This window comes from Sphingomonas sp. T1, assembly GCF_902506585.1.
GTDB classification, from domain to species: Bacteria; Pseudomonadota; Alphaproteobacteria; order Sphingomonadales; family Sphingomonadaceae; genus Sphingomonas; species Sphingomonas aerolata.
Map to the genome: position 1 here is coordinate 231,711 of NZ_LR733875.1, position 15,621 is coordinate 247,331.

Genomic DNA, 15,621 nt, shown 5'->3' on the forward strand with positions numbered 1-15,621 from the left:
GCTTCAAGCTTGTGCCGTTCGGTGTCAGCGCTATCCGGGACCGATGATGATCGGGAGAGTGCGATGCGGCGCAAGTTGGTAGCGGGAAACTGGAAGATGAACGGGTCGCGCGCGGCGCTTGCTGAACTCGACGCGATTGCGGCGGCGGCGGCGGCCGCGCCGGACGTCGATGTGGAAATTGCCGTGCCCTTCACGCTGATCGCCGCGGCGGCTGATCGCGCGCCGGCCCTCGCGATCGGTGCCGAGGATGTGCACGAGGCCGATTCGGGCGCGCATACGGGTTGCGTGTCGGCGGGGATGGTGAAGGAAGCGGGTGCGCGCTTCACGATCGTCGGTCATTCCGAACGCCGTGCTGACCAGCACGAAACCAGCCACGACGCCTGGGCGAAGGCGGCGGCGGCGCGGCGGCAGGGACTGCGCGTCATCCTGTGCTGCGGCGAGACCGAGGCCGAACGCGATGCCGATCGGGCCGAACGTGTCGTGCAGGCGCAGATCGAGAAGTCGGTGCCCGACAATGCCGACGGCAGCTGGTTCACGCTGGCCTATGAGCCGCGCTGGGCGATCGGTACCGGGCGCACCCCGACGCTCGACGAGATCGCCGCGATCCATGCGATCGCGCGGGCGAAGCTGCGGATGCTGATCGGCGATGCGGCAGCGGGCGTGCGGATCCTCTATGGCGGGTCGGTGACCGGGAGCAACGCGGCCGCCATCTTGGCGACCGCGAATGTCGACGGCGCGCTGGTCGGGGGCGCGAGCCTGACCGCGGACAAGTTCGTCCCGATCATCGAGGCCGCGGCGAGCATCGACGGCGCCGGCTGACCCGCCGAGAGCGCGGCACGCCCTGTCTTCGGGCGTGCCGCGTCAGGCCTTTGGTCAAGAGGTGCCGTACCGCGTGCTCAGCATCGCGAAGGCGGCGCGCAAGGCATAGGCCTCGCCCCCCTTGGGGCGGCCGGGCTTCGCGGTCGGGCGCCAGGCGAAGACGTCGAGATGCGCCCACGCGATGCCGGGCGGTACGAAGCGGCGCAGGAACAGCGCCGCGGTGATCGCGCCGGCAAAACCGCCATCGGGCGCGTTGACCAGATCGGCGATGTCCGACTTGAGCATGTCGTCATACCCGTTCCACAACGGCATCCGCCAGAGCGGGTCGGCTTGTGCGTGGCTAGCGGCGATCAGTTCAGCCGCGAGCGCTTCGTCGTCGGTGAACAGCGGCGGCAGATCGGGGCCGAGCGCGACTCGCGCCGCGCCCGTCAGCGTGGCGAAGTCGAGGATCAGCGCAGGGCGGTGCTCGACCGCGCGGGTCAGTGCGTCGCCGAGAACGAGCCGCCCCTCGGCATCGGTATTGGTATTCTCGACCGTCATGCCCTGTCGCGTGTCGAGTACGTCGCCCGGGCGGAAGGCATTTCCGGCAATCGCATTCTCGACCGCGGGGATGAGCAGGTGGAGCCGGACGGGGAGCTTCGCCCCCATCACCAGCCCGGCCAGGGCGAGCGTGTGCGCGGCGCCGCCCATGTCCTTCTTCATCAGCCGCATGCCCGCCGACGGTTTGATGTCGAGGCCGCCCGAGTCGAAGCAGACGCCCTTGCCGACCAGCGCAACGCGCGGGTGCGTGGGGTCGCCCCATTCGAGCTCGATCAGCCGGGGCGCGCGTGCCTCCGATGCTGCCTGGCCGACCGCGTGGATCATCGGATAGCCGCTGGCGAGCGCGGCGCCGCGCGTCGTCGTGACGGTTGCGCCATGCCGGGCGGCGAGCGTCTCTACCGCCGCCTCGAGCTCGGCGGGGCCGAGATCCGATGCGCCGGTGTTGACGAGGTCGCGGACCATTGCGGTCGCCTCGGCAAGACGGATCGTTGGCTCGATCGACGCGACCTCGCTCGTCAGCAACACGCGCGCGGGCTTGCCGACGGGTTTGCGATAGCGATCGAACTGATGCTGTGCGAGCATCCAGCCAAGTCCGGCACCCCCCACGTCGCCCTCTGCGAGGCGGTAGGTGCCCGCGGGAAGCGAGGCACCGAGCGAGGCGATCCGCCACGGCGACGACATCGCCTCGTCACAAACGAGCAGCATCGACCATGTATCAGGGGCGTCGCCGTGCAGCACGGCGCGGTCGCCCGGCTTGCCGGTCAGGCCATGCGCCGCGACCGCGGTGCGGATGCGCGGCGGCTGAGCACCGAGCCAGCTCGCAAACTCCTCCGGACGGACGACGTGGATCGGCGTGGCGGACTGGCCGCGGTCGGGCTGAAGCAGGGAAGCGAAATCGGTCATTGCGTGCCAGTTACTGAGAGGGAGCCACGAGGAATTGTTCGTACCGGCCGTTCGCGCCGGGTTCGGCATAGGTGCTGAGCGACAGCGTGCGGTCGGGATAGGTGATGCGATAGGTGCGGTTGACGAAGCCGCCGCGCAAGCGGGCGCGGCCGGTTTGCGCAAAACCGGTCGGTTCGCCGAGCGCGCCGAGGCTCGATTTATAGTCCGCGAGCGCCACCGGCTTGAAATAGAAATTGGCGTCCTCGGTCAGGCGGCTGCGGTCGAGCGTGCCGGTGCGGAGCTGATCATAGACCGCGCGTGCCCTGGGCAGGGCGGCGGCATCCTCTGCGTTCGCGGCGGGGGGTGGCAGGATGATGTTCGCGATCCCGCTCGAGATCCGGCCGACCGCATCGCTGAACCAGCTGTTGGTCAGCACGACGATCGCCGCCTGATCGTCGGGATACACGATGTTCTCGGACAGGAAACCGACCGCCTCGCCGCTATGCTCTACATAGCGGCGGCCGTTGGCGGTGCCGGTCGAGACGCCGAGGCCATAGCCATTGGTCGATCCGTCAGCGAGCCTGATAGGGGTCTCCTGCGCCGCCCAGTCGTCCGCGGGCAGCGCGGTGCGGGTAAGCCGCGCGACGTCCCATTTGGCGAGGTCCCGCGCACTCATCGACAGCTCGCCCGCGGCGTAGAGCCAGCCGGGCGCACTCGGCGTCTCGGGACGGACGGGCCCGAGCGCGAAACGGCCATAGCCTTGCGGAAAGCCCCTGCCGATCGCCTTGTCCTGATCGAGCGCGCGAATGTCGAGCGGCTTGAAGATGCGCTGCTGCAGGAAGTCGAGCAGCGGTTGGTTCGCGACCTTCTCGACGATCAGGCCCGCGACGACATAGCCCGTGTTGGAATATTGCCACTGCGTGCCCGGCTCGAAATCGAGCGGCTTCTTCCCCCAGCGATCGACGATCTGCTGTGGCGTGACGGGGGTGGCCATCGCCGCAAAGCTGTAATCCTGCGGCCAATAGTCCTGCAGCCCTGAGGTGTGGCTGAGCAACTGGCGGATCGTGATCCGGTCGCCGCCGGTCACGCCGGGGACATATTTCGCGACCGTGTCGTCGAGGCTCAGCCGGCCCTCGTCCTCGAGCAGCAGGATCGCGGCGGCGGTGAATTGCTTCGAGATCGACGCGATCTGATAGGGCAGCGCCGGATCCGCGCGCGCGATCGTTTCGGACGGCTTGCCATAGGCCTTGACGAACACGATCCGCCCGCCGCGCACGATCGCGATCGATGCGGACGGAACGCCCGTATCGCGGAGCGAACCGGCGACGAGCGTATCGATCTCCGCGCTTTCCGCAGGCGTGAGCGACTGCGCGATGGCGGGCAAGGGAAGCGCGAGCGCGGCGAGCGTGAACAGGCGAAACAGCATGGCGACATCGAAGCAGAAGGCGGGTGTCGGCGCAACGCCGCAACTTAATGTCGAGCTAGCTGAGCAGCTTAACCCATATTAGGTTAAACGGCGGAACACGCCCGAGCGCGGGGACGTTTCAGCGGCATCGATCACGTGATCACAACAGATTGGGAACTGCCATGCTCTGGACCATCGCCGTCATCTTGCTCGTCCTCTGGCTTGCCGGTTTCGCCTTTCACGTCGCGGGCGGGTTGATCCACATCCTGCTCGTGGTTGCGGTGATCGTGGTGCTCGTGAAGCTGTTCACCGGTCGCAACGTCGTCTGAACGTAAGAACCCCAAGGTGCAGGCGTTTTCGCGTGCACCTTGGGGTAGTATCGTTGCGTCAAGACCGACGCAGGCGCGTCAGACCGGCACGCCGTACAGATCATGGTCGTCGGCATCTTCGATCGTCACGGGTACGATATCGCCGACCGTCAGGTGACCTGCGTCGCGCAGGAAGACCTCGCCGTCGATCTCGGGCGCATCCGCCTGTGAGCGACCCGTCGCCCCCTCGTCGTCGAGCACGTCGATGATCACGTCGAGTGTCCGGCCGATCTTGGCCTGCAACTTCGCTGCCGAGATCGCCGCAGTCTTTTCCATGATCCGGGCGTAGCGCTCTTCCTTGAGCGCCTCGGGCACGTGGTCCGGCAGCAGGTTGGCGGCCGCGCCCTCGACCGGTTCGAACCGGAACGCGCCGACGCGGTCGAGCTGCGCCTCGTCGAGCCAGTCGAGCAGATACTGGAAATCCTCCTCGGTCTCGCCGGGAAAGCCGACGACGAAGGTCGAGCGGATCGTGATGTCGGGCGCGATCTCACGCCATTTGTGGATGCGCTGGAGCACTTTGGCGTCGTTGCCGGGGCGTTTCATGCGGCGCAGCACCGCTGGCGCGGCATGCTGGAACGGGATGTCGAGATAGGGCAGCACCAGGCCCTCAGCCATCAGCGGGATGACGTGGTCGACGTGCGGATAGGGGTAGACGTAATGCAGCCGCACCCACGGCGCGATCTTGCCGAGTTCGCGCGCGAGATCGGTCATGTGCGCACGAACCTCGCCGCCACCCTTCAGCGGCCAGACCGAGTGGCGCAGGTCGACGCCATAGGCCGACGTGTCCTGGCTGATGACCAGCAGTTCCTTCGTGCCCGCGGCGACGAGCTTTTCGGCTTCGCGCAGGATCGCGTCGGGACGACGGCTGACGAGATCGCCGCGCAGGCTCGGGATGATGCAGAAGGAGCAGCGATGGTTGCAGCCTTCCGAGATCTTCAGATAGCTGTAGTGCCGCGGGGTCAGCTTGAGCCCGGCATCCGGGATCAGGTTGAGGAACGCGGACGGCGGCATCGGAGCGGCTTCGTGGACCGCGCCGACGACCTGCTCATATTCATGCGCACCGGTGATCGCGAGCACCTGCGGGAAGCGCGCGCGGATCGCCTCGGCTTCCTTGCCCATGCAGCCGGTGACGATGACGCGGCCGTTCTCGGCAATGGCTTCACCGATCGCCTCGAGGCTTTCTTCTTTCGCCGAATCGAGAAAGCCGCAGGTATTGACGAGGACAATGTCGGCACCGGCATAGTCGGGCGACATCTGATAGCCGTCGCCGCGCAGCTGCGTGAGGATCCGCTCGCTGTCGACGAGGTTCTTCGGACAGCCGAGCGAGACCATGCCGATCTTGGGCGGAGTGGGGAGTATGGTTGCCATGGGAGCCGCGCACATAGGCGCAAAGTTCGGTTTTTTCTAGGCGGTCGAGATGCGATCCGTCATGGCCGGGTCTGAGGACAGGGAAAAGGACCCAAAATGCTGGCGATTGGATTGATGTCGGGGACGTCGCTCGACGGGATCGACGCCGCGCTGATCGAGACCGATGGCGAGGCGATGGTCCGCCCCATCGCGTTCCGTGGGGAGCCCTATTCGGATGCGGCGCGCGCGGAACTGTCCGACGCGACACGGATGGCGCTGACGTTCGAGCGGCCGCGCGCCAGTCCGCCAATCGTCGCGGCGGGTGATCTCATCACGCGTACGCATGTCTTCGCGGTACACAAGCTGCTGGCGGATGCCGGCGTCGCCGCGGCGGAGATCGATGTTATCGGGTTTCACGGACAGACGATCGCGCATCGGCCCGATCGGGGCTGGACGTGGCAGATCGGCGACGGCGCGGCGATGGCACGGGCGACGGGGATCACGACGGTATCCGATTTCCGGTCGGCCGATGTGGCGGCGGGGGGGCAGGGCGCGCCGCTGCTGCCGGTCTATCATGCGGCGCTGGCGTCCACGCTCGACGGGCCGGTCGCGGTGCTGAATCTGGGCGGGGTCGGCAACATCACCTTCATTCCCGGCGCGACAAATGGCAACGACTCGCTGGTCGCGTTCGATACGGGGCCGGCGAACGGCCTGATCGACAGCTGGGTCGAGGCGGAGACGGGCGCGCGTTACGACAAGGGGGGCGCGCTGGCGGCGGCGGGGCGCGTCGACGAGACGGTGCTGACGGCGATGCTCGATCACCCGTTCTTCGATGCACCGCCGCCCAAGTCGCTCGATCGCAATGATTTTACCATACAGCCGGCGCGCGGGCTGTCGGCGGCGGACGGTGCGGCGACGCTGACCGCATTCACTGCAGCGACGGTCGCGGACGCGGTCCGGCATCTGCCCGCGCGACCCAAGCGGCTGCTGGTTGCGGGCGGTGGACGTCATAATCCGACGATGTTGGACATGATCGCCGCGGCGACCAGGCTGCGGGTTGAGGCGACCGACGCGCTCGGGTGGAACGGCGATGCGCTGGAGGCGGAAGGTTTCGCCTATATGGCGGTGCGGACGCTCCGCGGGCTACCGATCAGTTTTCCGGGGACGACGGGGGTGCCGGCGGCGATGGCTGGCGGGGTCGTCCACGCGGTCTGAGCCCGGCGGGATGCAAAAAATCATGGCCCGCCTTTTCGGGCGGGCCACACATTTCGCTCAGTGAGCCTTTTTCGGCTTGCCGGGCTTCTTGGGTGCGGGCTTTGGCGGGGTCTTCTTTTCCGGTGTGTCCTTGGCGCGCAGCGCCGGTGCAGCGATCGCAGCGGCGATGCCGGCGACCAGCGTGGCGCCGACCGCGATCGCGGTCTTCGGGTGCGACTTCACCGCGTCGGTGGCGGTGGCGATGCCGGCCTTTGCCGCGTCCGTCGCATCGTCCATCCAGTCGCCCTTGGCGGCGGGAGCCGGCGCGGCGTCGTCGTCATGCTTGACCTTGGCATGCGGCATGGCAGAATTCGGGATCGACGACATAAGCTATTCCTCGCACAGGGATGATGCACGGTAAACCGACCGGGTCCATGACGGTTCCGTTACGGGATCGCGCAGGCGGGGCCTTAGCGCTTGCGGGTAAGCTCACGCATCGCGTCGTCGAGACCGGCGAGAGTCAGTGGGTACATGCGGTCGGTCATCAGTTCGCGCATGATGCGGACCGATTGCGAATAGCCCCATTGCGCCTCGGGCACGGGGTTGAGCCATGCCGCAGACGGATAGGTGGTCGTCAGGCGCTGCATCCACACCGCGCCCGGCTCCTCGTTGAAATGCTCGACCGAGCCGCCGGGATGGGTGATCTCGTACGGGCTCATCGATGCGTCACCGACCAGCACCAGTTTGTAATCATGGCCGAACTTGTGGAGCACGTCCCACAAGGGCGTGCGCTCGGCAAAGCGGCGCGTGTTGTCCTTCCACACACCTTCATACGGGCAATTGTGGAAATAATAGAATTCGAGGTTCTTGAATTCGGTGGTCGCGGCGGAGAAGAGCTCTTCGCAGAGCTTGACGAAGGGATCCATCGATCCCCCGACATCGAGGAACAGCAGCATCTTGATCGCATTGCGGCGTTCGGCGCGCATGACGATGTCGAGATAGCCCTGGCGCGCGGTGCCGGCGATCGTGCCGTCGATGTCGAGTTCGTCCGCGGCGCCGTCGCGTGCGAACCGGCGCAGGCGTCGCAGCGCGATCTTGATGTTTCGCGTGCCGAGTTCGCGGGTGTTGTCAAGATTGCGGAACTCACGCTGGTCCCAGACCTTCAGCGCGCGCTTGTGCCGGCTCTCGCCGCCGATGCGCACGCCTTCGGGGTTGTAGCCGCCATTGCCGTAGGGGGAGGTGCCGCCGGTACCGACCCATTTGTTGCCGCCCTGATGGCGTCCCTGCTGTTCCTCGAGCCGCTTCTTGAGCGTCTCCATGATCTCGTCCCACGAGCCCAGCGACTGGATCGCGGCCATCTCGTCCGGGGTGAGGAATTTCTCGGCGACCGCCTTCAGCCAATCCTCGGGGATGTCGGTCGGCGTCATGCCATAGCTCGTGGCGAGGCCGCGGAAGACCTTGGCGAAGACCTGGTCGAAGCGGTCGAGCATCCCCTCGTCCTTCACATAGACCGCGCGGGAGAGGTAGTAGAATTCCTCGGGCGTCCGCTCGATCACCTCGGCGTCGAGCGCCTCGAGCAGGAGCAGATGCTCCTTGAGGCTGGCCGGGATGCCCGCGCTACGCAGCTCGTCGAGAAAATTGAGAAACATCGCCCTATCCTGCCTCTCCAGCCCCGCGAAGTCGAGGGGCGAGTCGAGGATCGGGTATGCGCGGTCAGCTGCCCGGGACGTATGCGTCGATCAGCGCGCCGACATAATCGGGATTGCGACTGGTCAGTTCGGCCGCGGGTCGCGCATCGCCGTGGATGAAGCCGTAGACGGGGTAGATGCCGCCGCCGAGGCCGTCGACATCCTTGTACCAGACCTTGACGCGGCTCCAGTCATTGGCTGGCGAGACGTCGAACAGCGTGACGTCCTGTTCGGCATGACCGCGTTCGCCGTTCTGGCGCGACCAATTGGCATGGGTCAGCATCACGACGCGCTTCTCGACGACGCGGCTGATGACCGCGACATGCCCCATAGGCAGGCGGGCCGTCTTGGCGAAGACGATGACGGAGCCCGTCTTTGGTCGGTGCGTCCGCTCGTACCGGCCATCGGCCTGACGCCACCAGGTCCAAGCATCGCCATAGATCTCGATCCCCGAGGCCGCCCGCGCAAACGGAACGCACTGCCCGACATAGTCGAGCAGCGATGCCTGTGCAGCAGACCCCGCGCCGATCGTGAGGACAGCGGAGAGAAGGGCGCGACTGAAGCGATTCATCCCGTGATCCTAAAGGCCGTCCCATGACCGCCATGTTGCCGCCTGTGGTTAATGGCATGACGATGCGCCAGCCTCAATATGGATTAGACGACAAGGCGTTGCGCGCGTGCGGTAGTCCGTAAAGCGCCCAGTCGGTTCCCGACAGCATCCCCCGGCGGCGGACGGTCCGGAGCGTATAGACGCGTCCGCAGCGTCGCGTCGTGGCCGCCGCGCCGCCGTCGTCGAGATCGACAAAGACGAACTGCGCAGGTCGGCAGTCACTCGTCAGAACGAGCGGATAGTGCGCCGTTGCGGCTGCGACCCGAAGCGGGGCAACCGGCTGGAGGTGATCGACATGAACGCGTGCGCCGCCCGGTGCTTCGATGCGGACGCGGGCGATGGCGGCATCGATATCGCCGCGTCGTCGCTTAATGTCCTGCGCGATGTCGTGGACCATGCCGATCGCGAGGAGGGTGAGGGCGAGCGCGGCCAGCATCCTTGACCGGCGGCCTTTCGTCAGCGCCGTGGCGGCCAGGTCGGTCAGGAGCAGCAGTATAGCCACGCTGGAGAGCAGGAAATATCGCGGCATTCCTGTGTTGGCGACGTGAAGCGTGGCGAGGGCGATTGGGAGTCCTGCAATGGCGAGCATTGCCAGCCACGCCATGGGGCGTCGATGCGCGACGGCGACCATTGCGGCGACGCATAGTGTGAGCGCGAGGACCGCGATCCACCAACGTGGCAAGGCGGATGCACCGACCGTCGTCGCCAGCATGACCTGCAGCGCGCTGACCAGGCTGGCGAACGAGAAGGGCACATAGTCGCCGACCTGCATGCCGCCGGGGCTTGCGGCGGCGGCGCCGAAGACCAGCGTGAAGACGAGCATGACGGCAACGACGCTCGGCAGCATCAGCCGCGCGGTCATCGCAGCGGCCGTCCCTGTGGCAACCCGCTGGCGCAGCGTCAGCGCGACCCAGCCGGCGATCGCAGCCACGAAGAACAGCATCGTCAACTGCGACAGGAGTCCGAGCGTGGTCAGGACCGCAAGCAGCCCCGGCGCATGGCGGGGCGCAGGGGCGGGCCCGTCGAGCCAGCGTGCGGCGACCAGGATTGCACCCAGCGCGCACAGCAGCATTGGCGCATAGCCGCGCGCTTCGCTGCCATAATTGACCAGGATCGGCGACAGCGCGAACAGCGCCGCGCCGACCAGCGCATGCGCCGTGGAGCGCCGCGCACCGATCGCGGCGACGACCAGCACCGCGGCAGCGCCGGTGACGATCGACAGCGCACGCAGGGCCAGCGGCGGCGCGGCATAGCCGACCGCCTGCATCCACAGGCTGTTCAGATGGTGATTATTGTCGTGGTTGATCGAGGTGAACACGGCCCAGGGTGTGTCCGCCCTCGCCACCAGCACCGCAGACCACGCCTCGTCGACCCACAGCCCGCTATGGGCCGATAGGATCCGCACCCAGACCGCGACGCCCAGGATCGCAAACAACGCGGATGTCGCGGGGAGGGACAGGTTGTGGCGCACCCCCGGAGCATTAGCGCCCAACTGATTAAGGCCGCGTTTTCAGCGTTGCTCAGGCGGACGGTTCCGGCCGCTGCTGTCCCGCCGCTCCCGAACTACCCCTGGTTCTTCTGCCGCTTTGCCATGAAGGCGAGGCGTTCGAAGAGCATCACGTCCTGTTCGTTCTTGAGCAGTGCGCCGTGCAGCGGCGGGATCGCCTTGGTCGGATCGCGGTTCTGCAGCGTCTCGAGCGGCATGTCCTCGTGCAGCAGCAGCTTGAGCCAGTCGAGCAGTTCGGAGGTCGAGGGCTTTTTCTTGAGCCCGGGGACGTCGCGGACGTCGTAGAACAGGTCCATCGCGCGCGAGACCAGCATGCGCTGGATCCCGGGGAAATGGACATCGACGATCGCCTGCATCGTGTCGCGGTCGGGAAACTTGATATAGTGGAAGAAGCAGCGGCGCAGGAACGCGTCGGGCAGTTCCTTCTCGTTGTTGCTGGTGATGATGACGATCGGACGCTCGACCGCGCGGACGGTTTCCTTGGTCTCGTAGACGTGGAATTCCATCCGATCGAGTTCCTGCAGCAGATCGTTCGGGAACTCGATATCGGCCTTGTCGATCTCGTCGATCAGCAGGACGGGCGGTGCCGGCTGAGTGAACGCCTCCCAGAGCTTGCCCTTGCGAATGTAGTTGCCGATGTCGTGGACGCGCTCGTCGCCGAGCTGGCCGTCGCGCAGGCGGGCGACAGCGTCATATTCGTACAGCCCCTGCTGCGCCTTGGTCGTCGACTTGATGTTCCATTCGATCAGCGGCGCGCCGAGCGCCTTGGCGATCTCATAGGCAAGCACGGTCTTGCCGGTGCCGGGCTCACCCTTGATCAGCAGCGGGCGGCGTAACGTCACCGCGGCGTTGACCGCGACCTTGAGGTCGTCGGTCGCGACATAGCTCTGCGTGCCTTCGAAGCGCTTCATGCCCATTCCCGTCAGAATCGAATTCCCGGTACGGATAGAAGCTGTTGGGTATCCGACGCAACCCGGACGATGACGGCACCGCCAGCGATCGGGGTTCGTGGCAGGGCCCGGACGGTGTACGGAACGATCGCGCGGCGAAACGGCGCGGCTGGAGGAGGCATCACGATCATCATGCTGAACAGGCGGGCCGTCCTGTCAGGCGTTTCCGCAACGCTCGTCACGCGTCCGGCCTTCGCACGCAGCGAGGCTCCTCCGCTTGGCGTCACCGACTATGAGGCCGCGAGCGGCGGCCATGTCGGGATTTACGCGCGCAACCTGATGACGGGGAGGGCGATCGCCTGGCGTGCCGATGAGCGGTTCGTCATGTGCAGCACGTTCAAGGCCTCGCTCGCCGCGTGCGTGCTGAACCGGGTCGATCGCGGCCGGGCGCGGCTGGCAGACAGGATCGCGCTATCGCCCGCAGACCTGCAGGACTGGCACGCGCCCGTCGCCCGACAGAATCTGGCGCGCGGCGAGATGTCGCTTGGCGAGATGTGCCAAGCGGCAGTCGAGCAGAGCGACAATAGCTGCGCCAACATCTTGTTGCAGCGGATCGGCGGACCCGCCGCGCTCACCGCCTATTGGCGGGGTCTCGGCGACGATGTCAGCCGGCTGGACGATATCGAGCCGTTCCTGAACCGTACGCCGCCGGGTGGGTTGCGCAACACGACGACGCCTAGGGCGATGGCGTCGACGATCGGACGGCTGACACGTGGTCCGGTATTGTCGCCCTCGTCACGCGCGCTGCTCATGCTGTGGCTCCGGCAATGCCGGACCGGCGACGCGCGGTTGCGGGCCGGTCTGCCGCGCGCGTGGGTGATCGGCAACAAGACGGGTAACAACGGCAAGGACGCGGCCGGCGACGTCGGGGTGTTGTGGCGCGATCCCGACACGCCGATCATCATCAGTGTCTACACGCGCGGCGGCACGCCGACCGAGGCGCAGTTCAAGACGTTGTTTTCAGAGGTTGCCCGGGGAGTTGCTACGACACTGGCCTAGGCAGCGTGTGCAATCCGTTCAGAGATCGCCGCGCGCGCTGGCGCGGGCTTCGAGCAGCGACCAGAGGCCGCGATGCTGGGCGTAGAGCTGCTGCGCCCCGAAAGTGATGGCGCGCCGCGTACCAGGCGTTGCACCCAGCGTCGCCAGCGCCTTGGCGCTGACGTCAGCGGGCGGGAGCGCGCGCGGCGGCGCGACGATGCCGAAGCGGGTCGCGGCAAGGTCGAGCACATCGCGCGTCACTGCCCAGTCGTGGAGCAGCGCGGCCACTGCCCCCGTGGCGCAACCGGCGCGCTCCGAACCGGACAGGATCTCCAGCGCGTTGCGCACGCCGGCGAGGGCGGCCTCGGTCGCCGCCTGACCCGGTGTCGAGGGCAACGGCCCCACGGCCGCGGTCAGTTGGGCGAGATAGCCGCGTTCGATCGCGAACCCGGTCGCTGCGGTTTCGAGCCAGGGCAGCGATGCGAGCTGTGCGCCGCGCAGCAAGGCGTCGTCGATCATCCCTGGGTGCCGTCCATAGACGTCACAGAACGCGTGCACCGCATCTGACAGGTTGCGCTGGGCTGGGGCGGATTGAATCAGCCGCGTCGCGTGAGGGTGCGCGACAGCACCGTCGACGGCGCCAAGGCGCGCGACGACGTCCCAAGGGCCGGGCCGTGTTTCGTCAATGGATGCCGTCGTCGAAGCCATTAGTCCCCGGTCATGTCTGGGATGCCCGCGCGCCATATGCGTGCGGACGTCCGGTCGCAGGTCCTTGCACGTCACGTGTAAAGACGGCGTGCACATGACGTTAACCGGCTGCTAACCATCCGCCGGCGGGTCCGGTCGGCCTGGGCTTGACGGCTTGGCCGCGGGCGAGCGCATCACGCGGGGTTTACGGCTTTACGGGGGCGGGACGCGCCGCGATAACGCGCGCGGCACCGGCGCCGCGCTGGAGCCCGTCCATCGGAGACTATAGGATGCGTACATGGTTGCTTGGGCTTGCACTTGCTTCGGTCGGAACCGCCGCGATGGCTGCTGACGGCGCGTCCGCGCAAACGGCTGGCGGAGCCGACGGCGTTGCCAAGCCGAGCGATCCGGCAGCGGCTCCCATGGCAGCTGTAGCCTCGGCCGGCGATCTGACGCTGGCGCGGGTGTTCGGCAATCCCGACCTGTCGGGCCCGCAGCCGCGCGCGGTTCGGCTGTCGCCCGACGGTGCGCTGTTGACCTCGCTGCGCAACCGGGCGGACGAGAAGGAGCGGTTCGACCTGTGGGCGGTCGATACCGCCACGGGCCAGGAGCGGATGCTCGTCGATTCGAAGAGTGTAGGCAGCGGCGCCGAGCTGAGCGAAGCCGAGAAGATGCAGCGCGAGCGCGCGCGGATCGCCGGGTCGAAGGGTATCGTCGCCTATGACTGGGCCCCCGATGGCAAGTCGATCCTCGTGCCACTCGACGGCGACCTGTACATCGCGACGCTCGACGGCAAGGTCCGGCGGCTGACGGATACACCGGGTGGCCAGCTGAACCCTGTGATCAGCCCCAAGGGCGGGTTCGTGTCCTATGTCCGCGACCAGAATCTCGTCGTCCAGCCGCTCGCGGGTGGCGAGGCGCGCGCGGTCACCAAGGGCGGCGGCGGCACCGTCCATTTCGGCGAGGCGGAGTTCGTCGCGCAGGAGGAAATGGATCGCCGCACGGGCTATTGGTGGTCGCCCGACGAGCGTTATGTCGCGGTCGAGCGGTTCGACGAGGCACCGGTGCGGATCTTCACGCGCGCGTCGATCGGCGCGACCGGGACCAAGGTCTATGACCAGCGCTATCCCGCCGCGGGCACGCCCAACGCGCTGGTCGACCTGTACGTGATGAAGCCCGACGGGTCGGGCCAGGTGAAGGTGGATCTGGGCACCAATCCCGACATCTATCTGGCGCGGGTCGACTGGACGCCCGACGGGACGATGCTGCTCGTCCAGCGCCAGAGCCGCGACCAGAAGCTGCTCGAGATGCTGCGCGTCGACCCGGCAACGGGCAAGTCGACGATCCTGTTCACCGAGAAGTCGGGGGTGAAGAGCTGGCTGAACCTGTCGGACGCCTACCGCGTGCTGAAGGACGGCAGCCTCATCTGGCGGTCGGAGCGCAGCGGCTATGGCCATCTCTACCGGTTCGCGGCAGGGCGCTGGACGCAGCTGACCAAGGGCGATTGGGTCGTGACCGGGCTGGTCGGCGTCGACCAGGCCAAGGGGCGGTTGTTCTTCACGGGCAACAAGGATGATGTGCTCGAGCAGCAGCTCTATTCGGTCGATATCGCCAAGCCGAACGCGATCACCAAGCTGACCGAGAGCGGCTGGTGGAACAGCGCGTCGATGGACGGCGCGGGGACGCGGTTCATCGTCTCGCGCTCGAACCCGTCACAGCCGACCCAGGTCTATCTGGCGGATGCGACCGGCAAGCGGATCTCGTGGATCAACGAGAATGCGGTGAAGGAGGGGCATCCCTATTACCCCTATGCCGCCAGCCATCAGCAGACCAGGTTCGGGACGCTGAAGGCCAAGGACGGCACGACGCTCTATTACGAAATGATCACCCCGCCGATCGAGCCGGGCAAGAAATATCCCGTCTTCTTCCAGCATTATGGCGGTCCGGGCACCGGCCAGCAGGTCACGCGCGGCTGGCAGGGGCCCCTGCCGCAATATCTGGTCGATCAGGGCTGGATCTTCTTCCAGATCGACAATCGCGGCTCCTACAACCGCGGCAAGAAGTTCGAGGACGCGATCTATCATGCGATGGGCACGGTCGAGGTCGAGGACCAGCTGAGCGGGGCGGAGTATCTGAAGACGCTGCCGTTCGTCGAGCCGAGCAAGATCGCGACCTATGGCTGGTCCTATGGCGGGTACATGTCGCTGAAGATGCTGGAGAAGACGCCGGGAGTCTATGCCGCCGCAGTCTCGGGCGCGCCGGTCACCGACTGGCAGCTCTATGACACGCATTATACCGAGCGGTATCTGGGCGATCCCAAGACCGATCCGGCGAGCTATGCGACGTCGGCCGCGGTCGAGGATGCGTCGCTGATCAAGGATCCGCTTCTGCTGATCCACGGCATGGCGGACGATAACGTGTTCCTCGACAATTCGACCAAGGTCGCGGCCAAGATGCAGGCGACTGCGACGCCGTTCGAGATGATGTTCTACCCGGGCTATACGCACCGCGTCGCCGGGCCGGGGATCAGCGAGCATGTCTGGGGGACGATCCTGAACTTCCTCGACCGGACGGTGAAGGACAAACCGGTTCCCGGCGAAGGGGCGAGCTTGCCCGCGACGAAATAAAGTTATCTGGCAGGGCGCG

14 protein-coding genes are annotated in these 15,621 nt (G+C 66.7%); 5 read left to right on the forward strand and 9 right to left on the reverse strand.

Annotation, left to right across the window (positions count from 1 at the left end; translation table 11 throughout):
* Positions 1 to 63 precede the first annotated feature (63 nt).
* Positions 64 to 819: a triose-phosphate isomerase gene (gene tpiA / locus GV027_RS01010; protein ID WP_159510669.1), complete on the forward strand. Its 756-nt coding sequence runs from the start codon at positions 64 to 66 to the stop codon at positions 817 to 819.
* Positions 820 to 873: 54 nt separating this feature from the next.
* On the opposite strand, the gene GV027_RS01015 is transcribed toward tpiA, so the two are convergent.
* Positions 874 to 2,262 (reverse strand): leucyl aminopeptidase family protein, encoded by a 1,389-nt coding sequence (locus tag GV027_RS01015; RefSeq protein ID WP_159510670.1) that lies wholly within the window; start codon positions 2,260 to 2,262, stop codon positions 874 to 876.
* 10 nt (positions 2,263 to 2,272) lie between these two features.
* Entirely contained in the window at positions 2,273 to 3,667 is a 1,395-nt protein-coding gene (locus tag GV027_RS01020) for a serine hydrolase domain-containing protein (protein WP_159510671.1), read from the reverse strand.
* 161 nt (positions 3,668 to 3,828) lie between these two features.
* Between GV027_RS01020 and GV027_RS01025 the strand changes: the two genes are divergently transcribed.
* Positions 3,829 to 3,975, forward strand: a complete 147-nt coding sequence (locus tag GV027_RS01025) for a lmo0937 family membrane protein (RefSeq protein WP_159510672.1) — start codon at positions 3,829 to 3,831, stop codon at positions 3,973 to 3,975.
* 78 nt (positions 3,976 to 4,053) lie between these two features.
* Here GV027_RS01025 and rimO read toward each other — a convergent pair whose 3' ends face one another.
* Positions 4,054 to 5,382, reverse strand: a complete 1,329-nt coding sequence (rimO, locus tag GV027_RS01030; protein WP_159510673.1) for a 30S ribosomal protein S12 methylthiotransferase RimO — start codon at positions 5,380 to 5,382, stop codon at positions 4,054 to 4,056.
* A gap of 96 nt (positions 5,383 to 5,478) precedes the next feature.
* Between rimO and GV027_RS01035 the strand changes: the two genes are divergently transcribed.
* Positions 5,479 to 6,576, forward strand: a complete 1,098-nt coding sequence (locus tag GV027_RS01035) for an anhydro-N-acetylmuramic acid kinase (protein ID WP_159510674.1) — start codon at positions 5,479 to 5,481, stop codon at positions 6,574 to 6,576.
* 57 nt (positions 6,577 to 6,633) lie between these two features.
* Here the strand turns inward: GV027_RS01035 and GV027_RS01040 are convergent, their stop codons facing one another.
* The 5 genes from GV027_RS01040 to GV027_RS01060 all read right to left on the reverse strand — a co-directional run bounded on the left by GV027_RS01040 (position 6,634) and on the right by GV027_RS01060 (position 11,271).
* Positions 6,634 to 6,942 carry a hypothetical protein gene (locus tag GV027_RS01040; RefSeq protein ID WP_159510675.1) on the reverse strand — a complete coding sequence of 103 codons (309 nt, stop codon included), beginning with the start codon at positions 6,940 to 6,942 and terminating at the stop codon, positions 6,634 to 6,636.
* An 83-nt stretch (positions 6,943 to 7,025) separates the two neighbouring features.
* Positions 7,026 to 8,204, reverse strand: coding sequence for a vWA domain-containing protein (locus GV027_RS01045; RefSeq protein WP_159510676.1), 1,179 nt, complete (start codon positions 8,202 to 8,204; stop codon positions 7,026 to 7,028).
* Between the two features lie 64 nt (positions 8,205 to 8,268).
* Complete coding sequence (locus GV027_RS01050) at positions 8,269 to 8,814, reverse strand: CHAP domain-containing protein (protein WP_031394952.1); 546 nt, start codon at positions 8,812 to 8,814, stop codon at positions 8,269 to 8,271.
* Between the two features lie 73 nt (positions 8,815 to 8,887).
* A complete protein-coding gene (locus tag GV027_RS01055) occupies positions 8,888 to 10,288 on the reverse strand; it encodes a hypothetical protein (RefSeq protein ID WP_236558988.1) in 1,401 nt (466 codons plus the stop codon).
* Between the two features lie 128 nt (positions 10,289 to 10,416).
* Complete coding sequence (locus GV027_RS01060) at positions 10,417 to 11,271, reverse strand: AAA family ATPase (RefSeq protein ID WP_031394950.1); 855 nt, start codon at positions 11,269 to 11,271, stop codon at positions 10,417 to 10,419.
* A gap of 171 nt (positions 11,272 to 11,442) precedes the next feature.
* On the opposite strand from GV027_RS01060, the gene bla reads away from it, so the two are divergent.
* Entirely contained in the window at positions 11,443 to 12,309 is an 867-nt protein-coding gene (gene bla, locus GV027_RS01065) for a class A beta-lactamase (RefSeq protein ID WP_159512666.1), read from the forward strand.
* Between the two features lie 18 nt (positions 12,310 to 12,327).
* Here bla and GV027_RS21855 read toward each other — a convergent pair whose 3' ends face one another.
* A complete protein-coding gene (locus tag GV027_RS21855; RefSeq protein WP_443029516.1) occupies positions 12,328 to 13,092 on the reverse strand; it encodes a DUF6975 family protein in 765 nt (254 codons plus the stop codon).
* A gap of 305 nt (positions 13,093 to 13,397) precedes the next feature.
* On the opposite strand from GV027_RS21855, the gene GV027_RS01075 reads away from it, so the two are divergent.
* Positions 13,398 to 15,602, forward strand: coding sequence for a S9 family peptidase (locus GV027_RS01075; protein WP_236558990.1), 2,205 nt, complete (start codon positions 13,398 to 13,400; stop codon positions 15,600 to 15,602).
* The last annotated feature ends 19 nt before the right edge of the window (positions 15,603 to 15,621 follow it).